A 25,005-nucleotide genomic window follows, 5' to 3' on the forward strand; every position below is an offset into this window, starting at 1 on the left:
ATAAGGGGAGCGGTAACCGCCCCCCTTCTCCGGGTCAAGCTGCCGACCGCCCCACATTCGGTCGCCAGTTGCGCCTAAACTCGTCCGCGTGGCGCTCAGGCCGCGTCGGACAGAACCTTGGCCAATTCGAACAGCCGGCGGCGCTGCGCCTCCGGGATCGCGTAATAGGAGCGCACGAGCGCGAGCGCTTCCTTGTCGGACAGAATATCCCCCGCCACTTCCGGTTGCATCCCGCTGTCTTCCGCGAGCCCCTCGAAGAAGAACGAGATCGGAACGTCGAGCGCATCCGCGATATCCCAGAGCCGAGATGCCGAAACGCGGTTCATCCCGGTTTCGTATTTCTGAATCTGCTGGAATTTGATCCCAACCTTATCCGCGAGCTGTTGTTGGGTCATCCCAATCATCCAGCGCCGGTGCCGGATCCGCTTGCCCACGTGGACATCAACCGGATGCTTCATACTCTTTCCCCTTTAAGCCAATTTCACCCGTAAACTACCGTGCGCTGAGTGTGGCCTGCGCGGGTAAAATCGCAAACCTGTCCAAAAAGACAGGGATTTTGCGGCTTTCCACAGCACACCTAACCTAAAGGATAGGTCCCTCGCTATTCGCCTTCCGCGTGTTTTGCGATTTGCAAATCAGCGACTCAGGTGCCGCGAGGGAAACCTGTGGCGCTAACTGCCCTCTCACAGAGGATTGATTCGCAAGTCAACTCGATCGTCGGGGCGGCCGCAACGTCGCGCCCGGCTCTCAGACATGCGGGCTGGCCCCGATCGGCCGCCCGGTCTATCACGGGCGACGTAGGGTCCGCTTCGATGGCCACCCTGCCTTGAGACACAACCTGCCGGAGCATTCGATGCGCGCCTATGTTCAGACCGCCCCCGGGCAACGCCCCGAGCTGATCGAAATCCCCCTGCCCGCGCCGGGGCCGGGCGAGGTTCAGGTGGCCATCCGGGCCTGCGGCCTGAACTTCGCCGACCTGCTGATGATCGAGGGGAAATACCAAGACACCCCCACCCCGCCCTTCACGCTCGGAATGGAGCTCGCGGGAGAGGTCATCGCGGCGGGCGAAGGCTGCACCCTCGCCCCGGGCACGCGCGTTGCGGTCTTTGCGGGCCAAGGCGGGCTGGCGGAGGCGGGCAATTTCCCGGAAAGCCGCTGCACCCCGATGCCGGACGCGATGAGCTACGCGCAGGCTGCGGCCTTCCAGATCGCCTATGGCACCAGCCATGTGGCGCTGGAGACGCGCGCAGACCTCGCCGAGGGCGAGACGCTGGTGGTTCTGGGCGCGGCTGGCGGTGTCGGCCTTACCGCGGTCGAGATCGGCAAGAAGATGGGCGCGCGGGTGATCGCCTGCGCGCGCGGCGAGGCGAAGCAGCAAATCGCGCGGGATGCCGGAGCCGATGAGACGCTCGACAGCGAGAGCGACGACCTCAAGGGCACCATCAAGGCGCTTGGCGGCTGCGACGTGGTCTATGACGCGATCGGCGGCCCGGCGGGCGAAGCGGCGTTCCGCGCGCTGAAGCCCGGCGGGCGTTACCTCGTGATCGGGTTCGCCAGCGGCAGCCAGCCGAAACTGCCGCTCAACCACGCGCTGGTGAAGAACGTCGCGATCCATGGGCTTTACTGGGGTGGCTATCTCAAGCTCGACCCGCAGGTGCTGACCGGCTCGATGGCGCGGCTGTTCGACTGGTTCGCGCAGGGTGGCCTCACCCCGCATATCTGCGCGACCTATCCGATGGAGCAGATCCCGGACGCGCTGGAGGATCTGCGCGCGCGCCGCTCCACCGGCAAGCTGGTCATCGAGATCGGCGCTCAGGCATAAGCCTCGCGAAGCATGGCGCGAAACGCATCGACCGGGTCGCCGGTCAATCGGCCCGTATCGTAGAAACAGATGCGCGAGCGGCCGATCGCCGGCAGGCCGCTCTCGGGCCCCAAGGCCACGCAGCCCAGCGGGATAAACCGCGACAGACGCACCGCGACGCCCATATCGGCAGCCACCGTTGCGCTCGCCATTTCGTCCGATTGTCCCTCGAAAGCGGATTTCGCCTCGATCCCGACCGATTCAAGCGCCCCCAGTGCCGCGTCGTAGAAGGCGCAGCGCTCCTCGATCGACAGCATCAGCGGGCGCTCGCAAAAGGCCCGCCCGAGCTGCGCGCCGATCCAGACCAGATCATCGGATGCCAGCACCTCGGCCTCGTGTCCGGGATTGTCTTCGGTGGTCAGGATAATATCCAGCTCACCCGCGTCGAACATCCGGCGCAGCACTGACGAACGGCGCGAGACAAGCTGCAGGCGCATCATCGGCCATTGCTCGGCCATCGCGCGCAGCAGGCCCGGCATTTGCGGGCTGACCAGATCATAGGGCAGACCGAACCGCACGGTCACCTCGGCGTCCGCCGCGCGCAGCCGCGCCAGCGCCGCATCGTTCTCGGCACAGATGCGGCGGGCGTGGTCCAGAAGCGAGCGCCCCGCACGGGTCAGCGCCATTTTGCGGTTCGCCCGGTCGAAGAGCCCCTTGTCGAGCGCCTCCTCCAACCGGCGGATCTGCATCGAGACCGCCGATTGCGTCAGGTTCAGAAGTCGGGCCGCCTGCGTCACCGACCCGGTCTCGGCAACCGTGAGAAGCGCCCGCAGCGCTGCGATATCGAGGTTTTGCGCCATGTCCGCCCATCCATCACGTTTCGTGATGCTTATTAGCACAATCATTCGTTTTCATCATCAATAAACTTGCGCCATCCTTCTTTGCACAAAATCTGCCACGGAGGATGAGACGATGACCTTCCTGACCCGTCGCAACGCCGCCTGCTGCGCCCCTGCCCGTCCCGCCCGGAGCGGCTTCTTTGCGACCCTCGCCCGCATGGCCGCCTATCACCGATCGCGCCGGGCACTCGAGCGCCTTGAGCCAAGGCTTCTCGACGATCTCGGGCTGAGCAAGACCGAGGCCGCATTCGAGGCACGGCGCCGGATTTGGGACGCCCCCGATCACTGGCGCGCGGGCCGCTGAGACAAAAGACGCAAAAACAGTGTGAAACGAGGCATTTTCGAGCAGCCCCAAATCTTGAATTTCGGGGCCGCTCTGCCAATATCGGTACCGAAACCGGTCCGAGGGACGACCGGGAGATATAGTTGGAGGTGCTGATGGCTGATTTCGAAACGATGCGGACCCCCCAGGCGGGCACGCGTCAGGCTGCGATTGACGAGGGTCTTCGCGCACATATGAACAAGGTCTACGGGCTTATGTCGCTGGCGATGCTGGTGACCGGGGCCGTGGCGTTTGGTGTGGGTACGAACCCGGCGCTCGTTGCCGCGATCTTCGGCTCGGGCCTCAAATGGGTTGTGATGCTGGCTCCGCTGGCGATCGTCTTCGCCTTCGGCGCGATGATCAACAAGATGTCGACCAGCACGGCGCAGATCGTGTTCTTCGTCTATGCCGCGCTTATGGGGCTGTCGATCAGCTTCATCTTCGCCGCCTATACCGGCATCTCGATCGCACAGACCTTCCTCGTGACGGCGATCTCCTTCGCGGGTCTTTCGCTTTACGGCTACACCACGAAGCGTAACCTGAGCGCGATGGGCTCGTTCCTGATGATGGGTCTGATCGGCCTGATCGTCGCCTCGATCGTGAACATCTTCCTCGCCTCCTCGGCGATGGCTTTCGCGATCTCGGTGATCGGCGTTCTGATCTTCGCGGGCCTCACGGCTTACGACACGCAGAACATCAAGAACACCTACCTGCAGCTCGCGGCCAGCGACTCGGAGTTCATGGGCAAAGCCGCCATCATCGGCGCGCTGCAGCTCTATCTGGACTTCCTGAACCTGTTCATGTTCCTGCTGCAATTCATGGGCAACCGGAACTGATCCGCGCCCAAGCGAACACGACACGAAGCCCCGCCCATCCGGCGGGGCTTTTTCGTGTCAGCCCATCCGCAACGCCATATCCAGCATCCGGTTGGAGAAGCCCCACTCGTTGTCATACCAGCCGAAGACCCGGATCAGCCCATGCTGGGTCGCGCGCGTCTCGGGCAGTGCCATAACGATGCTCTCGGGGCGCGCGCGCAAATCGGTGGAAACGAGCGGCTTCCCGGTCGTGCCGATCACGCCACCCGCGCCTTGCAGCACCGCGTTGACTTGTTCAACCGTGGCGGGGCGCTCGACCGTCACCGCCAGATCGACCGCCGAGACAGAGGCCGTGGGCACCCGCACCGCCTGCGCGATCAGACGACCGGCGAGATCGGGTAGCACCTCTTCCATCAGTTTGCCCGCCGAGGTCGTCGTCGGCACCATCGACAGCGCGGCCGCGCGCGAGCGCTCCATCGGGCCGCGCGGTTTGTCGACCGTGGGCTGCGAGCCGGTATAGCAATGCACCGTGGTCATCGAGCCGGTGACGATCCCGAATTCCGCATCGATCAGCCGCGCAAGCGGCGCCAGCGCATTCGTCGTGCAGCTCGCGTTGGAGACGATCTTCTGCCCGTTCAGCGCCGCGTCATTCGCGCCCAGAACCACTGTGATCTCGGCCGCTTTCGCAGGTCCCGAGATCAGCACGCGGGTAGCCCCGCCCGCGATCCCCTGCCCTGCGATCTGCGGGCTGTCGGCGCGGCCGGTGCATTCCATCACCAGATCGACATCCGACAGATCGAGCGTGGAGATATCATCCGCCCGGTGCAGCGCGATCCGGGTGCCGTTGATCACCAGCGCGCCCTCTTCCAGCGCGACCGTGCCGCGCCACGGGCCAAAGACGCTGTCATATTCGAAGAGATAAGCCAGCATCTCGGGCGCTTCGATATCGTTGACGCCGACGATCTCGAGCCCCGGCCAGCGCGCAGGCGCCTCCGCCCAGGCGCGCAGCACCGAGCGACCGATCCGTCCGAACCCGTTTATGAAAACACGCATCTGGCGCACCTCCTGCAAACGCCCTTAGCGCCGCAGGGCGCCAAGGGAAAGCGCGCGATTGTCACCGATACGGCAAAGACCGCCTCAGGCGGACAATTCGCGCGCGGTGATCTGATAGGTGAAGTCCTTGGCGTCGAGATAGTCGCGGCGTTTGCCGTCGATCTCGGCCTGCGGATACATCAGATAGGGCAGCTCGGGCCCGTCCGATCCCGGCAGATCCACGTCATGCGCGTAGTTATAGCCGATCCAATTGCCTTCCCATGCGCCGAAGAGCTTCGCACGCACATCGACCACCTTGGGGTCTTTGAGGCCCAGATGCCCCTCGCCTTCCTGCAACATCACCTTGCGCACATCGGCGGCGTCGGCAGGCACCCAGCCGAAGCCGCTCAGCCAGACTTCCGAGCGGCAATGCTGCGCGCCGGTGGCATCGTCGGATTTCAGACCGAGGCTCTTGTAGCCGAAGCGCGAGGGCGCGACGCGAATGCCATAGACATCGCGCGCAGGCAGACCGGCGGCGCGCGCCAGCCCGACGAAGAGTGCGTTGAGATCGGCGCATTTGCCCGACAGATCGCCCGAGGTCAGCATGAAGGCGATATCGCCCAACCCGCAGCCCGGCGTCTTCGGATTGCGCACGGTGTTCTCGACGATCCACTCGTAGATCGCGCGGGCCTTCTCGAGATCGCCGGTCTTCCCGCGGATGATCGAGTCGGCGGTCTGCTTCACGATCCCGTCGGTCGGCAGCAGCTTGGTCGCGGCGGTGAAGCGCGCACGCTCGACCTCATCGAGCGGCTCCACGTCGCCCGGCTTGCTCAGATCGACCACGAAATCCTGCGTTTGGGCCTGCGCGGTCAGGGTCAGCTCGCGCGGCCCGTCGGAGGCGCCCCAGACCGCATGCACCATCGGCGTGCCGGTGTCGGACGCATTCACGATCTGTACCTCGTCCGCCCCGCTCTTCCAGTTCACCGCGCCGGGCTTCATCCAGCCGTCGCCATGCACGGAGGGCACCGGCAGCCAAAGCTGCGCGGTCTCGCCACCGCCGGGCAGGCTGACCTTGGTGACCAGCTCGAAACTGCGCCAGCCCGTGGGCTTGGGATCGAACGCCGCCATCGCACCGCGCGGGCTGGCCGCCAGCGCCACCGAAGCCGCGCCGAGTTGCAGAAGACGCCGTCTGTTCAAAGCCATGTCACCACTCCGCTGAATACTGGCCGCGTTCTAAGCCCGCGACCACGCAAGAACAAGGCGGCAGTTGGCTCAGCCGAACCGCCCGGTGATGTAGTCCGAGGTGCGCTCGACCCGCGGGCGGGTGAAGATCTGCGCGGTCTCGCCCTCTTCGATCAGCTCGCCCAGATACATGAAGGCGGTGCGGTCGGAGACGCGGCTCGCCTGCTGCATGTTATGGGTGACGATGGCGATGGTGAACTGCTCCTTGAGCTGATGGATCGTCTCTTCCAGCTTGCCGGTCGAGATCGGATCGAGCGCGGAAGCCGGCTCGTCGAGCAGGATCACCTCCGGCTCCACCGCGATGGTGCGCGCCACGCACAGACGCTGCTGCTGACCGCCCGAGAGCGACTGGCCCGAGCTTTGCAGCTTGCCCTTCACCTCGTCCCAGAGCGCCGCCCCCTTCAGCGCCGCCTGCACCCGGTCGTCGATCTCGGATTTCGCGTAATTCGCGAGGCGCAGGCCGAAAGCGATATTCTCGTGGATCGTCATCGGGAAGGGCGTGGGTTTCTGGAACACCATGCCCACTTTCGCACGCAGCCGGTTCAGATCGACCTTCTTGCCAAGGATATTCTCGCCGTCGAGCAGCACCTCCCCCGTCGCGGTCTGCTTCGGATAGAGGTCATACATCCGGTTGAGCACGCGCAAGAGCGTGGACTTGCCGCAACCCGACGGACCGATGAAGGCGGTCACGCGGTTCTCGGGCAGGTCGAGATTGATCGATTTCAGGGCTTTGAAATCACCGTAGAAGAAATCGAGGTTCTTGATCGAGATGCGCGGTTTCGGCGCGGGATCGACCCCGTCGAAGGTCATCGGCGAGCGGTCGCGAATGAGGGTGTCCATCAGTGTTTCTCCTTCTTGGAGGTGACGAGGCGGGCGACAATCGACAGCGCCAGCACCGCAACGGTGATGAGAAGCGCGCCTGCCCAGGCAAGGGCTTGCCAGTTATCGTAGGGCGAAAGCGCGAATTGGAAGATGGTGATCGGCAGCGAGGCCATCGGCTGCGTCAGATCGAGGCTGAAGAAGTTGTTGGACAGCGCCGTGAAGAGAAGCGGCGCGGTCTCGCCCGAAATCCGGGCGATGGCCAGCAGCACGCCGGTCACGATCCCCGCCATCGCCGCCTTGTAGGCGACCGTGCGGATCACGATCCAGCGCGGCCAGCCCATCGCAAGCCCCGCCTCGCGCAGCTGGTCGGGCACGAGGCGCAGCATATCCTCGGTGGTGCGCACGACGATCGGGATCACGAGGATCGCCAGCGCGACCGAGCCCGCAAGCGCCGAGAAATGCCCGAGGCTGACAACGAGCACCTGATAGACGAAGAGACCCACGATGATCGAGGGCGCCGACAGCAGGATGTCGTTCACGAAGCGGATCACCTTCGACAGCTTCGCATAGCGCCCGTATTCGGCCATGTAGGTCCCGGCGAGAATGCCGATCGGCGTCCCGATCGCCACCGCGATCACCGACATGATCACCGAGCCGAGGATCGCATTGCGCAAGCCCCCCGGCTCCATCGGCGAGGGCGTGTCTTGCGTGAAGACGGAAAGGTTCAGCGCGCTCGCCCCCTTGTAGAGCAGGTAGAGCAGGATCACGGCCAGCACGAAGAGGCCAAGCGCCGCCGCCCCCGTGGACAGCGTCATCATCACCGCGTTGACGGTCTTTCTGCGGGTCATCGAAGCCATGTCTTACGCTCCCGACTTTTGCTTCATGCGCTTGAGCATCCACTGGGCTGCGGCAAGCACGATGAAGGTGAGGATGAACAGAACGAGACCCAGCGCGATCAGCGACGAGGTGTAGATCGGCGTCGTGGCCTCGGTGAATTCGTTGGCGATCGCCGCCGAGATCGTGGTGCCCGGTGCGAGGATCGAGCCCGAGATGCGATGCGCGTTGCCGATCACGAAAGTCACGGCCATCGTCTCGCCCAGCGCGCGGCCAAGCGACAGCATGATGCCGCCCACCAGCGCGGTGCGCACATGCGGGATCACGATATGGCGGTTCACCTCCCAGCGGGTCATGCCCATGCCATAGGCGCTTTCGCGCAGCATCGGCGGCACCGTCTGAAATATGTCGCGCGCGAGCGAGGCGATGAAGGGCAGGATCATCATCGCGAGGATCAGCCCCGCGGTCAGCATCCCGATCCCGTAGGGCGGGCCCGCGAAGAGGGTGCCGATCACCGGGACATGGCCCAGCGTGTCGATCAGGAAGGGCTGGATGTAGCTCTGCATGAAGGGCGCGAAGACGAAGAGGCCCCAGATGCCGTAGATGATCGAGGGGATGCCCGCGAGCAGCTCGATCGCGATCCCCAGCGGGCGGCGCAACACGCGCGGGCAGGTCTCGGTCAGGAAGATCGCGATGCCAAGGCCCACCGGCACCGCGATGACCATCGCGATGATCGAGGTGACGACCGTGCCGTAAAGCGGCGCCAGCGCGCCGAACTTGTCGGTCACCGGGTTCCATTTCGCGGTCCACAGGAACGGCAGCCCGTATTCCTTAAACGCCGGCCACGCCCCCATGACGAGCGAGGCGAACACGCCCAGGAGAACCAGCAGCACCACCACCGCAGCGGCCAGCGTCAAAGAGCCGAAGATCCGGTCGGACTGGGCCACCGGGCGCGTGCTCTTCACGCCGCTGTCGTAATCGCTTGTCGCCGTCATCGCGCACTCCACTGAAAATCGCAGAAAGGGAGGGCCGCAGATGCAGCCCTCCCCCGTAGGTGTTTATGGAAAGAAAGATCAGTGGTTCATCGACCAGACAGCTTTGCCGTCCTTGCCTTTGATCTGACCCCATTCTTTCTTGATCTGAGCCACGACGTTCTCGGGCATCGGGATGTAGTCCAGCTTGGCGGCAGCGTCGCCACCGTTCGCATAGGCCCAGTCGAAGAACTTCAGCGCTTCGGTCGAAGCCGCACCGTCCTTGGCATCCTTGTGCATCAGGATGAAGGTCGCCGCGGTCATCGGCCAGGTCTTGTCGCCCGGCTGGTTGGCGAGGATGACGCCGAAGCCCGGCTGGCTCGACCAGTCGGCATTGGCGGCGGCAGCGGCGAAGGCTTCGGCCTTCGGAGCGACTTTCTTGCCTGCTTTGTTGATCATGTCCGTGTAGGTCATGTTGTTCTGCAGCGCGTAGGCATATTCGACATAGCCGATCGAGTTCTTCGTCTGATCGACGTTCGCAGCCACGCCCTGGTTACCCTTGGCGCCAAGACCCACCGGCCATTCGACAGCGGTCGAGACGCCGATGTCGTTCTTCCAGGTCTCGTCGACCGAGGCGAGGTAATAGGTGTAGTTGAAGGTGGTGCCCGAACCGTCCGAACGGTGGACGACGGCGATCGCCGCGTCGGGGAGTTTCACGCCTTCGTTGAGCTTGGCGATGGCCGGATCGTTCCACTTGGTGATCTTGCCTTCGTAGATTTTCGCCAGCGTCTCGCCGTCGAGAACCAGCTCGCCCGGCTTGATGCCGTCGACGTTCACGACCGGGACGATGCCGCCCATGACGGTCGGGAACTGAACCAGAGTGTTCTCTTTCAGCTCGTCGCCGCCCAGCGGCTTGTCCGAGGCGCCGAAGGTCACGGTGCGGGATTCGATCTGCTTGATGCCGCCGCCCGAGCCGATGGCTTGGTAGTTGAGGCCCGTGCCCGTCTTCTCTTTGTAGGTTTTCGCCCAAGCCGAGTAGATCGGATAGGGGAAGGTCGCGCCGGCGCCGGAGATGTCGGCGGCCTGCACCGCGGCGGCCGAAGCCAGCGTCGCACCGGCGATTGCGGCGGTGAGGGTGAGGCGGGTGATGAACATTGAACAGTCCTCGCTGTCAGAATTCGGATGCTGTGAACGCGGTAACGAAACTCGTCCCGTCCGCTGGGTGCACTCATGACGGGGCTTTTTGACAGCTATGTAACAGTCGCGATTGCGTGACAGAGCGTGATAATTGGGCGTTTTTAGGGACTTCTGGTTCACGGCGCGCCTTGGGCAAGAAACCCCGAAAACGGAAGCGCCGTAGGGCCTTTCGCCGATGTTTTTAGATCACGCCAATATCGCGACGGCGCGAGGTGCGCAAATTTCCGGCCGGCCCTTGTGTAAATCGCCGCGAGAAAATGACAGATAGCGGGCGTTTTTTTTGTGACGGTTTTGTCGTCGCGATACCGTCACAGAGGCCGGATCGCCCTTCCCCGGCGATGCCGAGTCGCTATTGCTTTGCGCTGAAAGGGACGGGATGAGCCGCCCAGCTCACCGGGCGGCGGGGCTCACAAGATCACGCGCGGCTCGGGCACGCCCACGAACGGCGCGCGCAGCAGATAGGACAGACCCTGATCCGCATCGGGATCTGTCATGCCCTCCAGCGCGCTCGTGACCAGCACGTCGCGCATATCCGCGCCACCGAAGGCCGGACAGGTGCTGTTCTTCCCCGGCAGATCGAGATGGTGGGTCATGCGGCCTTCCGCATCGAAGCGCGCCACCCGCCCCGAACTCCAAAGCGCGCACCAGAAGCCACCCTCTGCATCGACCACCGCGCCGTCGGGATAGAGGCCCTCGGATGACAGATCGAGAAACAGCCGACGCTCGCCCTCAGGCCAGCCTTCCGCATCGAGCGACTGACACCAGACCTTCCGGCTGGGCGTATCCGCGAAATAGGCGGTGCGACCGTCGAGCGTGAAGCAGATCGCGTTGGGGATCGAAATCTCCGAGACGAGACGGCGCAGCTCGCCCCGGTAATAGCGATAGATCGTGCCGCGCCCGCGCTCGGCCTCTTTGCCCATCGTGCCGAACCAGAAGCCGCCCTGCCGATCCGCCCGCCCGTCATTCGAGCGGGTGCCGGGATCGTCGGCCTCCACCTCGACGAGCGGCTCGAGCGTGCCCTCGGCGATGTCGAACAGCGACAGGCCGGTCTCGGTCGCGAGGATCATCCGCTCGCGATCCACCCAGCCTGCCGCAGAGGCCATGCCCTCGAACTGCCATTCGAGCGGCCCGTTGGCATCGCGCGTCAGCAGCTTGCGGTTCAGGATGTCGAACCAGAAGAACTGGCTACGCTCGGGATGCCAGAACGGCCCCTCGCCCAGCTCGCAAACCCTGTCGTCAAACACGCTCATATGAATCCTCCCGCGATTTGCGGAAGCCTCTCACCCCTGCAGGTCTTCGGGCAAGAGGGCCTCGGGCATGTTCTGGTAACAAACAGGCCGCAGGAAGCGCCGGATCGCGAGTGTGCCGACGCTGGTCGCGCCGAAATTCGTGGACGCCGGGTACGGCCCGCCATGGACCATCGCGTCGCAGACCTCCACGCCGGTCGGGAACCCATTCGCGAGCACCCGGCCCGCCTTGCGCTCCAGCACCGGCAGCAGCCGTCCGGCCAGCGCCGCATCGCCGTCATCCATATGGAGCGTCGCGGTCAGCTGCCCCGAGAAGCTGCGCGCGACCTTCACCATCTCGTCGTCATCCTTGACGGTCACGATCAGCCCGAGCGGGCCGAAAACTTCCTCGGAGAGAACCTCGTTCTCCAGCCAATCGGCGGCGGAGACGCGGAACAGGTAGGGTTTCGCCTCGCGCCGGTCGCAAACCTGGGTCAGCAATTGCTGAACGCCCCCGGCCTCCTCGAACCGCGCGGCGCCCTTGCTATAGGCTTCGGCGATACCGTCGGTCAGCATGACCTGCGATCCGCCCGCCTCAAGCGCTGCGAGGGCCGCGTTCACGAACGTCTCGCCCTCGGTGCCTTCCCTGACGACCACGATGCCGGGATTGGTGCAGAACTGGCCCGCCCCCATCATCAGCGAGGCCGCCCAGCCCACGCCAAGATCCTCGCCGCGCGCTTTGATCGCTTCCGGAAGCAGGAACATCGGATTGACCGAGCCCAACTCGCCGAAGAAGGGGATCGGCTCGGGGCGCTGTGCGCAAAGATCATAAAGCGCCTTGCCGCCGCCCAAGCTGCCGGTGAAGCCCACCGCCTTGATCAGCGGGTGCTGCACCAGCCCCTGCCCCACATCATGCGAGCCGCCTTGGACGAGGCTGAACACGCCTTTGGGCATTCCGCATTTCTCGATCGCAGCCTTGATCGCTTCGGCCACGATTTCGCCGGTGCCGGGATGCGCCGGATGGCCCTTCACCACGACCGGGCAGCCCGCCGCCAGCGCCGAGGCCGTGTCGCCGCCCGCCGTCGAAAACGCGAGCGGGAAATTCGACGCACCGAAGACCGCGACCGGGCCGATAGGACGTTGGATCATCCGCAGATCGGGGCGCGGCAGCGGCTGGCGATCGGGGAGCGCCTTGTCGTGGCGACGATCCAGATAGTCGCCCTTGCGGATGTGCTCCGCGAACAGGCGCAGCTGCCCGGTCGTCCGCCCGCGCTCGCCATTCAGGCGCGCTTCGGGCAGGCCGCTTTCCTGCGTGCCGATCTCGGTGATCGCCTCGCCGCGCGCCTCGATCTCGTCGGCAATCGTCTCGAGGAACTTGGCGCGGGTCTCACGGCTCGAATAGCCATAGTCCCAGAACGCCTCCTCGGCCGCCTCGCAGGCGGCATTCACCATCTCGACCGTGCCCATGCAGAACTCATGCGAGGGCCCATGCGCCGGGTCAGAGGTGAAACGCGTCTCGGTCTCGGCCCAATCGCCTGCGATCAGATGCTTGCCATGCGGGGTATAGGTCATTTGCTATCCTTCAGAATTCGAAGTCTTCAACAGCGGTGCGGCGGCCCAGCAGGAACGCGTCGGCCACATGCACCATCGGCGCGAGATCCACATCGGATGCGCCCTGCCGCACCAGCTCCGCCATGCGGGCATAGAGTGCGGGGTATTCTTCCATGATGCTCTCGGCACCCTCGGCTTTCGCGCCGCCGATCTCAAGGACGTTGCCACCAAGGCGCAACGCCATCGGCCCGGCATCGGTGTCGAGCGCGATATCCCAGGTTTGCGGGCCCTCCTGCCGCCAGTCGAAATCCGCCTCGATCGCGCCGGTGAAACTCAGCCGTGCGGCGATGGGGGCTTGGCGATTGGCGGGAAATTCCAGCTCCGCCGAGGTCAGGTGGACCGGCGCGGGCAGAATCTCGGTCAGAATCGAGAGCGCATTGATGCCCGGATCGAAAACGCCCATGCCGCCCGGCTCGAACACCCAGTCCTGTCCGGGATGCCATTTGCGCACATCCTCGCGCCATGTGATCCGGCCCGAATGCACCTTGCGATCCGCGAGCCACGCCTTGGCCGCCGCCACCGCATGGGCCATCCGCGAATGCCATGTCGCGAACAGCGTGAGGCCCCGCGCAGAAGCCATCGCCTCGAGCGTATGCACCTCGGCCAAGGTCGCCCCCGGGGGTTTTTCGAGCATCACATGCCGCCCGGCCTCGAGCGCTGCGCACGCAGCTAAAAAGCGCGGCACGGGCGGCAGGCAGAGGCTGACGACTTCGATCTCGGGATGAGCGGAGAGCATCTCCTCCATCTGCGTATAGGCGGGCACCCCCTCGACCGTTCCATGCCGCGAGACCGTCGCGGCCAGCTCCCAATCCGGGCTGGCGGCGAGGGCGGGCACATGCTGATCCAGAGCGATCTTGCCGATGCCGACGAGCGCGAGTTTCATCAGTGACTGTCCTTTCCGACCGGGTTGCCCCGGCAGCCGACGAGGAAATCGAGGTCCGCCCCGGTATCGGCGCCCATCACATGCGCCTGATGCAGCCACGCGTAGCCACCATCGGGCCGCTCATGGTTCGGCTGCCATTTCGCGAGGCGCTCGGCCAGTTCCGCGTCCGAGATTTCGAGCGTCAGGCTCCGGTTCGGCACGTCGAGCGCGATCATGTCGCCGTTCTGCACGACCGCCAGCGGCCCACCGGCCGCCGCCTCGGGCGAGGTGTGCAGCACCACCGTGCCATAGGCCGTCCCCGACATCCGCGCATCCGAGATGCGGACCATATCGGTGATCCCCTTCTTCAGCACTTTCGGCGGCAGGCCCATATTTCCGACCTCGGACATGCCGGGATAGCCCTTGGGGCCGCAATTCTTCAGCACCATCACGCAGGTCTCGTCGATATCGAGCGCGTCGTCGTTGATCTTCGCCTTGTAGTCGTCGATATCCTCGAAGACGACGGCGCGACCGCGATGGGTCAGCAGATGCGGGCTGGCCGCAGAGGGTTTGAGCACCGCCCCTTTCGGCGCGAGATTGCCGCGCAGCACCGCGATGCCGCCCTGATCGGTCAACGGTTTGTCGGCGGGCAGGATCACGTCCTCGTTCCAATTCACGACGTCCTTAACCTCGTCCCAGATCGCCCCGCCGGACACGGTCAGCGCATCCTTGTGCAGCTGCCCCGCCTCGCCAAGACGTTTCAGCACGACCGGCAGACCGCCCGCGTAGAAGAACTCTTCCATCAGGTATTTGCCCGAGGGCATCAGGTTCACGATGGTCTTCACGTCGCGCCCGCAACGGTCCCAGTCATCGAGCGTGACATCCACGCCGACCCGGCCCGCCAGCGCCAGCAGATGCACCACGGCATTGGTCGAGCCGCCGATCGCGCCATTGGTCCGGATCGCGTTCTCGAAGGCCTGCTTGGTCATGATGTCGGAGGGCTTCAGATCGTCCTTCACCATCTGCACGATGCGCCGGCCCGAAAGCTGCGCCATCACGCGGCGGCGGCTGTCCACCGCCGGGATCGCGGCATTGCCCGAGAGCGCCATGCCGAGCGCCTCGGCCATGCTCGCCATCGTCGACGCCGTGCCCATCGTGTTGCAGGTGCCCGAGGATCGGCTCATCGACGCTTCGGCCTCGAGGAATTCCTCCTGCGTCATCTCGCCCGCCTTCACGGCCTCGGAGAATTTCCACAGATGCGTGCCCGAGCCCACGCGCTCGCCGCGGAAATAGCCGTTCAGCATCGGCCCGCCGGTCACGACGATGGACGGAATATCGCAGCTCGCCGCCGCCATCATCAGTGACGGCGTGGTCTTGTCGCAGCCCACAAGCAACACCGCGCCGTCCATCGGCTGACCGCGGATCGTCTCTTCGATCGCGAGGGCTGCGAGGTTGCGAAACATCATTGCAGTCGGGCGGAAGGTGTTCTCCGAGGCCGAGAAAACCGGCACTTCGACGGGGAAGCCACCGGCCTCCCAGATACCCGCCTTCACCTTCTCGGCCAGCTCGCGCAGGTGGCCGTTGCAGGGCGTCAGATCGGACCAGGTATTCAGGATGCCGATGATCGGGCGCCCGTCGAACAGGTCATGCGGATAGCCTTGGTTCTTCATCCAGCCGCGGTGATAGATCGTATCGCGCGAATTGCCGCCATACCATTCCTGCGAGCGCAGTTTGCGGGGCCAAGGGGCGGGTGTGAAAGCCATATCGGACCTCAGAGGCTGGCGACGGCCACGGGGGCCGACGCGTCGGAATTGCGGGCGAGCGGATTGCGCAGCGGCAGGCCGAAAGCGGGGCATTCGATCTTGAAGACGTCCCCCGGCTCGGCGCTGATGCCGTCGGCGAAGCTGAGCGTCGCGGTGCCGAAGAAATGCACATGCACATCGCCCGGATCGCGGAACGGCGCGTATTTGAAGTGGTGATGCTCGAGATTGGCGATCGTGTGGGACATGTTCGCCTCGCCCGACAGGAAAGGTTTCTCCCAGATCGCTTCGCCATCGCGCAGGATGCGGCTGGTGCCCTCGACGCTCTCGGGCAGATCGCCCACCAGCATCTCGGGGCCGAAGCTCGCCGGGCGCAGCTTGGAATGGGCGAGCCACAGGTAGTTGCCGCGCTCGGTCACATGATCGGAGAACTCGTTGCCCAGCGCGAAGCCCACACGGACCGGCTGCCCGTCGGGCGCGATCACGTAGAGCCCGGCGACCTCCGGTTCCTCGCCTCCATCGAGCGCGAAGCTCGGCGAGGTCAGCGCAGCCCCCGGCGCGACGGCGGCCAGACCGTTGCCCTTGTAGAACCACTCGGGCTGCACACCCACCGAGCCTGCGGCGGGCTTGCCGCCCTCCAGCCCCATGCGGAACATCTTCATGCTGTCGGTCATCTCCTCGGTGACCTTGGTATGCATCGCGTCGCGGGTGGAGGCAGAGCCCAGATGGGTCAGCCCCGTGCCCGTCAGATGCAGATGCGCGGCATCCGGGTGATCGAGCGGCACCAGCATGCGCCCCTCGGCATAGGCGGCCTCCAGGTCCACCGCCTCCCCCTGCCCGCACGCGGCGATCTCCGCGGCCAGATCGTGCCCGGCGGCAATGGCGGCCAGCGCCAGATCGCGGGTCGAGGTGACGCCCGGCACCAGATGCGCAGGGCCGTCTTCACGCACGGCCACGGCGCGCGATCCGTCGGGAAGGGTCAATTGCGAGAGCAACATCTCAGGCTTCCTTGTTCTTGTTGTAGACATCGAAGAAGACGGCGGCGAGCAGCACGAGCCCCTTGATGACCTGTTGGTAATCGATGCCGATCCCGAGGATCGACATGCCGTTATTCATCACGCCCATGATGAAGGCGCCGACCACCGCGCCGATGATCTTGCCGGAGCCGCCCGACATCGAGGCGCCCCCGATGAAGACTGCCGCGATCACGTCGAGCTCGACCGCGAAGCCCGCTTTCGGCGTGGCGGTGTTCAGGCGTGCCGCGAAGACGAGACCGGCGAGCGCCGCCAGAAGGCCCATATTGACGAAGGTCAGGAAGGTCAGCCGCTCGGTGCGGATGCCCGACAGCTTGGCCGCCTTGGAGTTGCCGCCCACGGCGTAGACCCTGCGGCCCAGCGTGGTGCGTTCGGTCACGAAGACATAGATGATCGTCAGGATCACCATCGACAGCAGCACGTTCGGCAGACCGCGGAACCATGCGAGTTTCCACGTCACGAAGAGAAGGGCTGCGGCGACGATCGCATTGCGCAGCAAGAAGAGGCCAAGGGGTTCGCCCTCGATCCCGTAGCGCGCATCCCGCGCCCGGGCCCGCAGGCCGATCCAGACCAGCAGCACCACGGCGGCGACACCCACCGCCAAAGCCAGCGTATTCGGGCGACCAACGCCGAACGGATCCGCGATGAACCCGGTCGAGAGCGCCTGGAAGGATTTCGGGAACGGGCCGATGGACTGGCCTTCGAGCAGCCAGAGCGACAACCCGCGAAACACCAGCATCCCCGCCAGCGTCACGATGAAAGAGGGGATTTTCCAATAGGCCACGAAATAGCCCTGCACCGCGCCGATCGCCATGCCCATCACCAGACAGGCCGGGATCGCCACCGCGACCGGCAGATCCATCGACACGATGAGCACTGCAGCAAAGGCCCCGATGAAGCCCATCACCGAGCCGACCGAGAGGTCGATATTGCCCCCCACGATCACCAGCAACATGCCCAGCGCCATGATGATGATGTAGCTGTTCTGCAGGAACAGGTTGGTGATGTTAACCGGTTTGAGCAGCGTGCCGCCCGTCACGATCTGGAAGAACAGCATGATCGCGATCAACGCAAACAGCAGTCCGTATTCGCGGATGTGGCGCGCGATATAGGCGCCGATCCCAAGGCCTCCCGAAGGCTCGGAATTCGCTTGTTCGATCTGGTCCATGACTTTCCCTATTCCCTAACGATCAAGGACATGATGCGCTCCTGGCTGGCCTCGTCGGCGTTCAACTCGCCCACGAAGCTGCCCTCGTTCATCACGTAGATCCGGTCGGACATGCCCAGAAGTTCCGGCATCTCCGAAGAGATCATGATGACGGCCTTCCCGGCCGCGCTCAGTTCATTGATGATCCCGTAGATTTCGTATTTCGCGCCGACGTCGATGCCGCGCGTCGGCTCGTCGAGGATCAGCACCTCCGGCCCGGTAAAGAGCCATTTCGCGAGCACGACCTTCTGCTGGTTGCCGCCCGAGAGGTTCATCACCTTCTGGAACACCGAGGGCGTGCGGATATTGAGGTCGCGGCGGTATTTCTCGGCCACTTCGGTTTCGCGAAAATCCTCGACCACGCCGTTCTTCGCCACCGCTCCAAGATTGGCCAGCGTGGTGTTGCGCTGGATCGTCTCTTCGAGGATCAGCCCGAGGCTCTTGCGGTCTTCGGTGACATAGGCGAGCCCTGCCGCGATCGCGCGGTCGACAGTGGAGACATCGGCGGGCTTGCCGTGGATCAGCACCTCGCCCGAAATGTCGCGCCCATAGCTGCGCCCGAAGACGCTCATCGCAAGTTCCGTGCGGCCCGAGCCCATCAGCCCTGCGATGCCGACAACCTCGCCGGCGCGGACATGCATCGACAGGTCGCGGATCATCTGGCGGTCGCGATGTTCGGGGTGGCGCACGTTCCAGTTCTTCAGCTCGAAGAGCACCTCGCCCGCACGACGGGTCCGGTCGGGGAAGCGATGCGCCATGTCGCGGCCCACCATGTCGCGCACGATGCGGTCTTCGGTCAGATCGCCGCCGCGCGCGTCGATGGTGGAGATCGTGGCCCCGTCGCGGATCACGGTCACGCTGTCGGCGACGCGCTTCACCTCGTTCAGCTTGTGGCTGATGATGATCGAGGTGACGCCCTGCGCTTTCAGTTCCAGCAGCAGATCCAGCAGCGCCTGACTGTCGGATTCCGACAGCGCCGCGGTCGGCTCGTCGAGGATCAGGAGGCGCACGTTCTTCGACAGCGCCTTCGCGATCTCGACAAGCTGCTGCTTGCCCACGCCGAGGCTGTCGACCAGCGTGCCCGGTGCCTCGCGCAGCCCGACCTTCTTCAGCAGGCCCTCGGTCTGCTGGAATGTCTCCTGCCAGTTGATCACGCCGCTCTGGGCGCGCTCATTGCCCAGATAGATGTTCTCGGCAATCGACAGAAGCGGCACGAGCGCCAGTTCCTGGTGAATGATGATGATGCCGCGATCTTCGCTGTCGCGGATGTCGCGGAATTCGGCAGCGGCGCCGTCATAGACGATCTCGCCCTCGTAGCTGCCTGCGGGATAAACGCCTGAGAGCACTTTCATCAGGGTCGATTTTCCCGCGCCGTTCTCGCCGCAGATCGCGTGGATTTCACCGTCACGGACCGCGATCGAGACGTCGTCGAGCGCTTTCACACCAGGAAAGGTCTTGGTGATGTTGCGCATTTCAAGAAGGGTGGTCATCCGACCTCTCCGGCGTCAAATCGAGTGGGGGGACTGGCCGCCCCGAAGGGCGACCAGCGAGTGGCAAGGCGGGGAGGCCCGGCTTACTCGATCTGATCCTTGGTGTAGTAACCGGAGCCGATCAGAACCTTTTCCCAGTTCGACTTGTCCACCGGCACCGGCTGGAGCAGGTAGGACGGGATCACCTTGACGCCGTTGTCATAGGTCTCGGTGTCGTTGATCTCGGGCTCGCCGCCCTTGAGCATCGCGTTGACCATGCCCACGGTGACTTTCGCCAGTTCACGGGTGTCCTTGAAGATGGTCGAATATTGCTCGCCCGCGAGGATCGATTTCACCGACGGAACTTCAGCGTCCTGACCGGTGACGATCGGCATCTTCATGTCGCCCGAGCCATAGCCCACGCCCTTGAGCGAGGAGAGGATGCCGATGGACAGCCCATCGTAGGGCGAGAGCACGCCCTGCACCTGCTTGTCGGTGTAATTGGCCGACAGAAGGTTATCCATGCGCGACTGCGCCACGGCACCGTCCCAACGCAGCGTGCCGACCGTATCCATACCCATCTGCCCCGACGGGATCACGATATCGCCCGAGTCGATGAGCGGCTGCAGCACCGACATCGCGCCGTTATAGAAGAAATAGGCGTTGTTATCGTCCGGCGAGCCGCCGAACAGCTCGACATTCCACGGCTTGGTGTCAGGGAAACGCTCCTTGAGCCCTTGGACCAGCGAATTGGCCTGCTCCACGCCGACCTTGAAGTTGTCGAAGGTCGCGTAATAGTCGACATCCGGCGTGTCGCGGATCAGGCGGTCATAGGCGATCACCTTGATACCGGCGGCCTTCGCGTTGGCCAGAGCGTTCGACAGCGTCGTGCCGTCGATCGCGGCGATCACGAGCACGTCCACGCCCTTGGTGATCATGTTCTCGACCTGAGCGAGCTGGTTCGGAATATCGTCTTCCGCATATTGCAGATCGGTGTCGTAGCCAGCGTCCTGAAACTGTTGGACCATCGAGTTGCCGTCAGAGATCCAGCGAGCCGACGATTTGGTCGGCATCGAGATGCCTACGGTTTCGGCCCAAGCCCCGGAACCGAGCAAAGCGGTGCCGATCGCCAGCACTGCGGCGGCGGTTTTGATTTTCATGGTGTCCTCCCTATGACGGTGCGCGGCCGTCTGTCCTCCTCGCGCAGCCCGATACCGGGCGTGGGAGAAACACTAGCAATGTAGAAGCATGATGATAAAATTACATTCAACGCAATCTGCATGCCGAAAGTGATATGCCCCTTTCTCACCTGATGCTAAAACCGGCGCAGCTGCGCCTGATCCGAGCGGTCGCCGAGTCCGGACAGCTTCAACTTGCCGCCGAGAGCTGCGCCATGACTCAGCCGGCCGCGTCCCGGATGCTGGCCGAGGTGGAGCGTCGGGTCGATGCGCCGCTGTTCACCCGGCAGCCCAAGGGGATGGAGCCGACAGAGATCGGGCTGGCTGTCCTGCGACGCGCCCGCGCCGTTCTGCGCGAACTCGAGAGCATGGGCTCCGACATCGAGGCGCTGCGCAGCGGCCATGCCGGGCGCGTGCGGATCGGCGCGGTGACCGGCCCGGCGGTGGGCTATCTCGTGCCCGCGATCCGCGCCGTCAAACGCTCGTCCCCCGAGACAGATATTTCCGTGGAGGTTCTGCCGTCACGCGATCTGTTGGGCTATCTCGCGGCGGGAGAGATGGATTTCATCCTCGCCCGGGTTCTGCCCGAGTTCGACAGCGAGCTTTTCGACATCACACCGATGCGCGACGAAAAAATCGTCTTTCTCGTGCGCGCAAATCATCCGCTGGCCCGCTCGCCCTTCGTCACGATGACCGAACTGGGGGATTACGAATGGATCCTGCAGCAGCGCGGCGCGCCGATCCGCGAGGCGACCTTCGAGGCCTTCGCCGCGCTGGGCCTGTCCGAGCCGCGCGACTGCGTGAACAGCCCGTCGCTGCTGTTCACCATCGCCTATCTCGCGCAAAGCGACGCCGTGGCCGCCGTCTCGGAAGAGGTCGCGCAGCTTCTGATCCGGGACCCGGTCAATGCGGGCTTCGCGGTTCTGCGCACCCAGCAGGAATTTCGGGTGTCGTCCTATTACCTGCTGGGTCTGCGCCGCCGCCCGCTCTCGCCGCTCGCGCTCCGACTTCGCGAGGAACTGCTGCAGCTGTCGGGGCAGGCAAGCTGATCTCAGATAGCAACCACGTCACCACATCCCGATCCGCTTGGTTCACCCGGTCAGGCGCGTCGCGCGCAGATCGCCCGCCTGTTCCAGGATCGGGTAGGCGACATAGGTCACGTCCGTGTTGATCTGCTTCAGCGCGCGCACGGTTTCCTGATGGATATTGGTGGTCTCGATAGAGGCGCTGTTATTCGCGCGCAGCCGGGCAAGGTGGGCCGCCTGCAAATCGGCTTCTGCGGCGCGGGTGCGGTCTTTCTCCTCCACGAGCTGGCGCGCATCGTCGATTTCCCCCGACATCAGAACGTTCAGGGCCAGACGCGTGTTCGAGGTGACGCGGTCATGGAAATCGGTCAGCTCCCGCAGCCCCTCTTCCGAGAAGGTCAGGCCGCGTTCGTGGATGCGCTGGGCGAGATCGACGAGGTTGGTCGAAATCTGATCGCCCGCATCCTCGAGATGGTTCGCGACCATCGCGATCTCCATCGCGCGCCGGGATTGCTCGGTGCTCAGCCGCGTCTCGTTCAGCCGCGCGACATAGAGCTTGATCTCGTAATGCATGCGGTCGACCTCGGTTTCGTTACGCTTGATGCGGGCGGCGACCTCCGGGTCCCAGCGAACGAAAAGCCCAAGCGCGGGCTGCAGCATCTCCAAGACCTGCTCGCCCATGCGCAGCAACTCGCGCGCGGCATTGCCAAGGGCATGGCCCGGATCGCCCAAGCCCTTTTGGTCGAGCGCGGTGATCCGTGTGGGCGACAGATCCTTGCGTTCGACCACGACCGCCCCGGCAAGGCGCAGCACCGCAGGGATCAGCGGAAGCGACAGGATCGCGACGCCGAGGTTGAAGACCAGATGCAGGTTGATCACCTGCCGCGCCGTCGTCGCGCCCAGAAAATCGAGCGCATGCGGGAAGGCCATCAGACCGATCAGCACCAGCGCAGCCCCGCCCCCGCGCAGGACGAAATTCGAGACCATGATGCGGCGCGGGATGGGATCGGCAGACAGCGTGAGCATCACCGGGATGATCGCCCCGCCGAGGTTCGCGCCCAGCACCATCGCCGCAGCGCCCGTCCCCGGCAGCAGGCCCTGACCCGCGAAGGTCACGAACATCAGCACCGCCGCGATCGAGGAATGCATCGCCCATGTCAGCAAAGCCCCGAGCACGAAAGCCGAGACGAGATCGCTGCCCAGCCGGGTCAGGACCGCGTCTACCAGTTCGCTGTCGCGCAGGGGCGCCGTCGCCTCGCCGATCAGACCCAGCGAGAGCAGCACCAGCGCCAGCCCCACGAAGATACGCCCCGCCTGCCGCGGACGGCGGGCTTTTGATTTGAGAAACAGCGTCACCCCGATCACGAGAAGCGCCGGTACCAGAACATGGATCGGCGAGAGCAGGATCTGCGCCACGATCGACGAGCCCAGATCGGCGCCCAGCACCAGCGCCACGCCCGACACGGCGGCCAATGTTCCGCTCGCGGCGAAACCGGCGGTCAGGATCGCGACGGCGGTCGAACTTTGCAGCAGCATCGCCGCCCCCGTCCCCGCCGCCATCGCGCTGATCCGCGTGCCTGCCGTGCGGCGCAGGAACTGGCGCAGCGAGGCCATGAAGGCGCGCTCGACCCCGGTGCGGATCAAACGAACCGCCCAGAGCAGCAGCGCCACCGCGCCCGCGAGATTGATCAGGAAATAGATCATAAGCTCTCCAAAATCCCGCGTTTGGCTTCGGATGGCCTCCAAAGTCACGCGGTTCTACCCCGTTAAACTGCATCAAAATGTGGGGTTCGCAACATTTTTCTTGAGTTTATGAGGCATAGGCCACATCAATTTTAGAAGTTGGTGAGCTTTCTCACCCTCGGGGAAAAGCGATGGATGCGAGCGTGAAACAAGAGGGACAGCGACTGCGCAAACGCGACCGACGCGAGCAGATCCTGTTCGAGTTGAAGCTGCGCCCCCATCTGCGCATCTCGGAACTGGCCGAACGGTTCGGCGTCTCGACGGAAACGATCCGGCGCGACTTTGATGCGCTCGAAGAGAAGGGGCTGATTGACCGCGCGCATGGCGGGGCCTCGCGCCCCGATCCGGGCCATTACCCGACGCTGAACGAGCGCGAACGCGACCAGTTTCAGGAACGCGAGCGGATCGGGCGCATGGCGGCGGCGCAGGTCGCGCCCGGCGAGACGCTGATGATCGATTCCGGCTCCACCACGCAGCAGATGGCCCGGTTTCTCGCAATGGCAGGCACGCCCTGCCGCGTCATCACCAATTCGCTGCCCATCGCGATGCTTCTGGGCGGGAGCGAGGGGGCGGAGGTAATCCTTGCCCCGGGGAATTACCTGCCGACGGAATCGGCGGTCGTGGGCGAAGAGACGCTCGAATTCCTGTCGCGCCATCACGTCGACCGGGCGGTGATCGGGGCAACGGCGCTCTCGATCGAGGGCGTGTCCGAGACCATTCCGGGCTTCGCCGCGATCAAGCGCGTGATGCTCGCGCAGGCGCAGGCCGGAATGCTGCTGATCCTCGGGTCGAAATTCGGAATTCACGGCTTCACACGCGCCGCCACGCTGGGTGCGCTCGCCTCAGTCGTGGTGGACCGCGCGCCGCCCGCCGATCTGAAAGAGGCGCTGCACGAGAACGCCGTGGAGGTACTGCTCGCGAAGTAGCGCCACCTACACAAGTTCCCTGCGATGCCGGGCCAGCCGCGGACCTGATCGTGCTGGTGATCGCTGTCGCTGTGGTGATAAGTGAGCCCCTATCGGCACAGGCGCGAAGGACGACCCTCTGATGACAATGACAGCGCAGGAAGCGCTCGCAGCCTATGAGCGCGCGCGCCATCGACTGCCCTCCCCCGGCGTGATCTCGACCAGCCAGATGGCGCGAGACCTCTCGGAGCTTGCCGATCTGTTCGACGTGTTCCTGCTCGATGCGTTCGGCGTGCTCAATATCGGAGAAACAGCGATCGAAGGCACCCCCGAGCGCGTCGCGGCGCTGCAAGCTCAGGGCAAGCGGGTGATGGTCGTGTCGAACGCGGCGGGCGTCCCGCATGACGGCCTGATGCAGAAATACACGCGGCTCGGCTATGCCTTCGCGCCCGAGGATGTCGTCACCAGCCGCACCGCCATTGTCGCGGCGCTGCGCTCCGCCCCTTCCCGCGCATGGGGCGTGATGGCGAGCGACACGGCAGGCGATGACGAGCTGGATCAGTTCGACGTGACATGGCTCGCGGAAGACCGCGCCGCCTATGACGCGGCCGAAGGGTTTCTGCTGATCGGCGCGGCGGACTGGACCGAAGAGCGGCAGAGCCTGCTCGAAGCGTCCATCCGCGATAACCCGCGCCCGGTCTGGGTCGGCAATCCCGATATCGTCGCCCCCCGTGAGGTCGGGTTCTCGCAGGAGCCGGGTCACTTCGCGCATAGGCTCGCCGATGCGACGGGTGTCGCGCCGGAGTTCTACGGCAAGCCTTTCAACAATATCTACGACATCGCCTTCGCGCGTCTCGGTCCGGTCGATCCCGCGCGCGTGCTGATGGTGGGCGACAGTCTGCACACCGACATTCTCGGCGCACAGGCGACCGGAATTCGCTCTGCCCTGATCGCTGGATACGGCTTTTTCGATGGCGAGGACGCGCAGGCGGCCATCGCCTCCTGCGGCATCGTTCCGGATTTCGTTCTGGAACGACCGTGAGCGCGCCG

Annotated in this window: 23 protein-coding genes; 6 read left to right on the forward strand and 17 right to left on the reverse strand. The window is 64.6% G+C overall.

The window, feature by feature from the left end; translation table 11 throughout:
- Positions 1-95: 95 nt before the first annotated feature.
- Complete coding sequence (locus AC2TZ7_RS16975; protein ID WP_098411661.1) at positions 96-458, reverse strand: helix-turn-helix domain-containing protein; 363 nt, start codon at positions 456-458, stop codon at positions 96-98.
- 395 nt (positions 459-853) lie between these two features.
- On the opposite strand from AC2TZ7_RS16975, the gene AC2TZ7_RS16980 reads away from it, so the two are divergent.
- Positions 854-1,822, forward strand: a complete 969-nt coding sequence (locus AC2TZ7_RS16980; RefSeq protein WP_489865103.1) for an NADPH:quinone oxidoreductase family protein — start codon at positions 854-856, stop codon at positions 1,820-1,822.
- Here the strand turns inward: AC2TZ7_RS16980 and AC2TZ7_RS16985 are convergent.
- Entirely contained in the window at positions 1,813-2,661 is an 849-nt protein-coding gene (locus AC2TZ7_RS16985; RefSeq protein ID WP_489865104.1) for a LysR family transcriptional regulator, read from the reverse strand. The genes AC2TZ7_RS16980 and AC2TZ7_RS16985 overlap by 10 nt on opposite strands.
- A gap of 112 nt (positions 2,662-2,773) precedes the next feature.
- Here AC2TZ7_RS16985 and AC2TZ7_RS16990 point away from each other — a divergent pair, with 112 nt between their 5' ends.
- Positions 2,774-3,004: a DUF1127 domain-containing protein gene (locus AC2TZ7_RS16990; protein ID WP_489865105.1), complete on the forward strand. Its 231-nt coding sequence runs from the start codon at positions 2,774-2,776 to the stop codon at positions 3,002-3,004.
- Between the two features lie 134 nt (positions 3,005-3,138).
- Positions 3,139-3,858 (forward strand): Bax inhibitor-1/YccA family protein, encoded by a 720-nt coding sequence (locus AC2TZ7_RS16995; RefSeq protein ID WP_078541880.1) that lies wholly within the window; start codon positions 3,139-3,141, stop codon positions 3,856-3,858.
- Positions 3,859-3,915: 57 nt separating this feature from the next.
- Here the strand turns inward: AC2TZ7_RS16995 and AC2TZ7_RS17000 are convergent, their stop codons facing one another.
- The 14 genes from AC2TZ7_RS17000 to chvE form a co-directional block, all read right to left on the reverse strand.
- Entirely contained in the window at positions 3,916-4,890 is a 975-nt protein-coding gene (locus tag AC2TZ7_RS17000) for a type I glyceraldehyde-3-phosphate dehydrogenase (RefSeq protein ID WP_489865106.1), read from the reverse strand.
- An 84-nt stretch (positions 4,891-4,974) separates the two neighbouring features.
- Positions 4,975-6,072, reverse strand: a complete 1,098-nt coding sequence (locus AC2TZ7_RS17005) for a transglutaminase-like domain-containing protein (RefSeq protein WP_489865107.1) — start codon at positions 6,070-6,072, stop codon at positions 4,975-4,977.
- Positions 6,073-6,141: 69 nt separating this feature from the next.
- Positions 6,142-6,921 (reverse strand): phosphate ABC transporter ATP-binding protein PstB, encoded by a 780-nt coding sequence (pstB, locus tag AC2TZ7_RS17010; protein WP_489866838.1) that lies wholly within the window; start codon positions 6,919-6,921, stop codon positions 6,142-6,144.
- Positions 6,922-6,950: 29 nt separating this feature from the next.
- Positions 6,951-7,790: a phosphate ABC transporter permease PstA gene (gene pstA / locus AC2TZ7_RS17015; protein WP_098411667.1), complete on the reverse strand. Its 840-nt coding sequence runs from the start codon at positions 7,788-7,790 to the stop codon at positions 6,951-6,953.
- 3 nt (positions 7,791-7,793) lie between these two features.
- Positions 7,794-8,762, reverse strand: a complete 969-nt coding sequence (gene pstC, locus AC2TZ7_RS17020; protein WP_078570087.1) for a phosphate ABC transporter permease subunit PstC — start codon at positions 8,760-8,762, stop codon at positions 7,794-7,796.
- Positions 8,763-8,840: 78 nt separating this feature from the next.
- A complete protein-coding gene (pstS, locus tag AC2TZ7_RS17025) occupies positions 8,841-9,893 on the reverse strand; it encodes a phosphate ABC transporter substrate-binding protein PstS (protein ID WP_098411668.1) in 1,053 nt (350 codons plus the stop codon).
- A 449-nt stretch (positions 9,894-10,342) separates the two neighbouring features.
- A complete protein-coding gene (locus AC2TZ7_RS17030) occupies positions 10,343-11,191 on the reverse strand; it encodes an SMP-30/gluconolactonase/LRE family protein (RefSeq protein WP_489866839.1) in 849 nt (282 codons plus the stop codon).
- A 24-nt stretch (positions 11,192-11,215) separates the two neighbouring features.
- Complete coding sequence (locus AC2TZ7_RS17035; protein ID WP_489865108.1) at positions 11,216-12,733, reverse strand: aldehyde dehydrogenase (NADP(+)); 1,518 nt, start codon at positions 12,731-12,733, stop codon at positions 11,216-11,218.
- A gap of 10 nt (positions 12,734-12,743) precedes the next feature.
- Positions 12,744-13,655 (reverse strand): Gfo/Idh/MocA family protein, encoded by a 912-nt coding sequence (locus AC2TZ7_RS17040; protein ID WP_489865109.1) that lies wholly within the window; start codon positions 13,653-13,655, stop codon positions 12,744-12,746.
- Positions 13,655-15,397 (reverse strand): L-arabinonate dehydratase, encoded by a 1,743-nt coding sequence (gene araD / locus AC2TZ7_RS17045; protein WP_489865110.1) that lies wholly within the window; start codon positions 15,395-15,397, stop codon positions 13,655-13,657. Before araD ends, AC2TZ7_RS17040 begins: the two co-directional genes overlap by 1 nt.
- An 8-nt stretch (positions 15,398-15,405) precedes the next feature.
- Complete coding sequence (gene araD1 / locus AC2TZ7_RS17050) at positions 15,406-16,392, reverse strand: AraD1 family protein (RefSeq protein WP_489865111.1); 987 nt, start codon at positions 16,390-16,392, stop codon at positions 15,406-15,408.
- Between the two features lies 1 nt (position 16,393).
- Positions 16,394-17,596: a multiple monosaccharide ABC transporter permease gene (gene mmsB, locus AC2TZ7_RS17055; RefSeq protein ID WP_489865112.1), complete on the reverse strand. Its 1,203-nt coding sequence runs from the start codon at positions 17,594-17,596 to the stop codon at positions 16,394-16,396.
- A gap of 8 nt (positions 17,597-17,604) precedes the next feature.
- The gene (gene mmsA / locus AC2TZ7_RS17060; protein ID WP_098411675.1) at positions 17,605-19,125 is read right to left on the reverse strand and encodes a multiple monosaccharide ABC transporter ATP-binding protein; all 1,521 of its coding nucleotides are present in this window, start codon (positions 19,123-19,125) and stop codon (positions 17,605-17,607) included.
- 83 nt (positions 19,126-19,208) lie between these two features.
- Positions 19,209-20,264, reverse strand: coding sequence for a multiple monosaccharide ABC transporter substrate-binding protein (chvE, locus tag AC2TZ7_RS17065; RefSeq protein ID WP_489865113.1), 1,056 nt, complete (start codon positions 20,262-20,264; stop codon positions 19,209-19,211).
- Positions 20,265-20,416: 152 nt separating this feature from the next.
- Here chvE and AC2TZ7_RS17070 point away from each other — a divergent pair, with 152 nt between their 5' ends.
- Entirely contained in the window at positions 20,417-21,331 is a 915-nt protein-coding gene (locus AC2TZ7_RS17070) for a LysR family transcriptional regulator (protein ID WP_489866840.1), read from the forward strand.
- Between the two features lie 42 nt (positions 21,332-21,373).
- Here the strand turns inward: AC2TZ7_RS17070 and AC2TZ7_RS17075 are convergent, their stop codons facing one another.
- Positions 21,374-23,011: a Na/Pi cotransporter family protein gene (locus AC2TZ7_RS17075; protein WP_489865114.1), complete on the reverse strand. Its 1,638-nt coding sequence runs from the start codon at positions 23,009-23,011 to the stop codon at positions 21,374-21,376.
- Between the two features lie 182 nt (positions 23,012-23,193).
- Between AC2TZ7_RS17075 and AC2TZ7_RS17080 the strand changes: the two genes are divergently transcribed.
- Both AC2TZ7_RS17080 and AC2TZ7_RS17085 read left to right on the forward strand, forming a co-directional pair.
- Positions 23,194-23,976 carry a DeoR/GlpR family DNA-binding transcription regulator gene (locus AC2TZ7_RS17080; RefSeq protein WP_489865115.1) on the forward strand — a complete coding sequence of 261 codons (783 nt, stop codon included), beginning with the start codon at positions 23,194-23,196 and terminating at the stop codon, positions 23,974-23,976.
- 121 nt (positions 23,977-24,097) lie between these two features.
- Positions 24,098-24,997: an HAD-IIA family hydrolase gene (locus AC2TZ7_RS17085; protein WP_489865116.1), complete on the forward strand. Its 900-nt coding sequence runs from the start codon at positions 24,098-24,100 to the stop codon at positions 24,995-24,997.
- Positions 24,998-25,005: the final 8 nt, after the last annotated feature.

The organism is Thioclava sp. ISO4 (genome assembly GCF_058105145.1).

Coding starts and splice junctions, on each gene's coding strand:
- AC2TZ7_RS16975 (WP_098411661.1), bottom strand. CDS start 458: ATGAAGCATCCGGTTGATGTCCACGTGGGCAAGCGGATCCGGCACCGG.
- AC2TZ7_RS16980 (WP_489865103.1), top strand. CDS start 854: ATGCGCGCCTATGTTCAGACCGCCCCCGGGCAACGCCCCGAGCTGATC.
- AC2TZ7_RS16985 (WP_489865104.1), bottom strand. CDS start 2,661: ATGGCGCAAAACCTCGATATCGCAGCGCTGCGGGCGCTTCTCACGGTT.
- AC2TZ7_RS16990 (WP_489865105.1), top strand. CDS start 2,774: ATGACCTTCCTGACCCGTCGCAACGCCGCCTGCTGCGCCCCTGCCCGT.
- AC2TZ7_RS16995 (WP_078541880.1), top strand. CDS start 3,139: ATGGCTGATTTCGAAACGATGCGGACCCCCCAGGCGGGCACGCGTCAG.
- AC2TZ7_RS17000 (WP_489865106.1), bottom strand. CDS start 4,890: ATGCGTGTTTTCATAAACGGGTTCGGACGGATCGGTCGCTCGGTGCTG.
- AC2TZ7_RS17005 (WP_489865107.1), bottom strand. CDS start 6,072: ATGGCTTTGAACAGACGGCGTCTTCTGCAACTCGGCGCGGCTTCGGTG.
- pstB (WP_489866838.1), bottom strand. CDS start 6,921: ATGACCTTCGACGGGGTCGATCCCGCGCCGAAACCGCGCATCTCGATC.
- pstA (WP_098411667.1), bottom strand. CDS start 7,790: ATGGCTTCGATGACCCGCAGAAAGACCGTCAACGCGGTGATGATGACG.
- pstC (WP_078570087.1), bottom strand. CDS start 8,762: ATGACGGCGACAAGCGATTACGACAGCGGCGTGAAGAGCACGCGCCCG.
- pstS (WP_098411668.1), bottom strand. CDS start 9,893: ATGTTCATCACCCGCCTCACCCTCACCGCCGCAATCGCCGGTGCGACG.
- AC2TZ7_RS17035 (WP_489865108.1), bottom strand. CDS start 12,733: ATGACCTATACCCCGCATGGCAAGCATCTGATCGCAGGCGATTGGGCC.
- AC2TZ7_RS17040 (WP_489865109.1), bottom strand. CDS start 13,655: ATGAAACTCGCGCTCGTCGGCATCGGCAAGATCGCTCTGGATCAGCAT.
- araD (WP_489865110.1), bottom strand. CDS start 15,397: ATGGCTTTCACACCCGCCCCTTGGCCCCGCAAACTGCGCTCGCAGGAA.
- araD1 (WP_489865111.1), bottom strand. CDS start 16,392: ATGTTGCTCTCGCAATTGACCCTTCCCGACGGATCGCGCGCCGTGGCC.
- mmsB (WP_489865112.1), bottom strand. CDS start 17,596: ATGGACCAGATCGAACAAGCGAATTCCGAGCCTTCGGGAGGCCTTGGG.
- mmsA (WP_098411675.1), bottom strand. CDS start 19,125: ATGACCACCCTTCTTGAAATGCGCAACATCACCAAGACCTTTCCTGGT.
- chvE (WP_489865113.1), bottom strand. CDS start 20,264: ATGAAAATCAAAACCGCCGCCGCAGTGCTGGCGATCGGCACCGCTTTG.
- AC2TZ7_RS17070 (WP_489866840.1), top strand. CDS start 20,417: ATGCTAAAACCGGCGCAGCTGCGCCTGATCCGAGCGGTCGCCGAGTCC.
- AC2TZ7_RS17075 (WP_489865114.1), bottom strand. CDS start 23,011: ATGATCTATTTCCTGATCAATCTCGCGGGCGCGGTGGCGCTGCTGCTC.
- AC2TZ7_RS17085 (WP_489865116.1), top strand. CDS start 24,098: ATGACAATGACAGCGCAGGAAGCGCTCGCAGCCTATGAGCGCGCGCGC.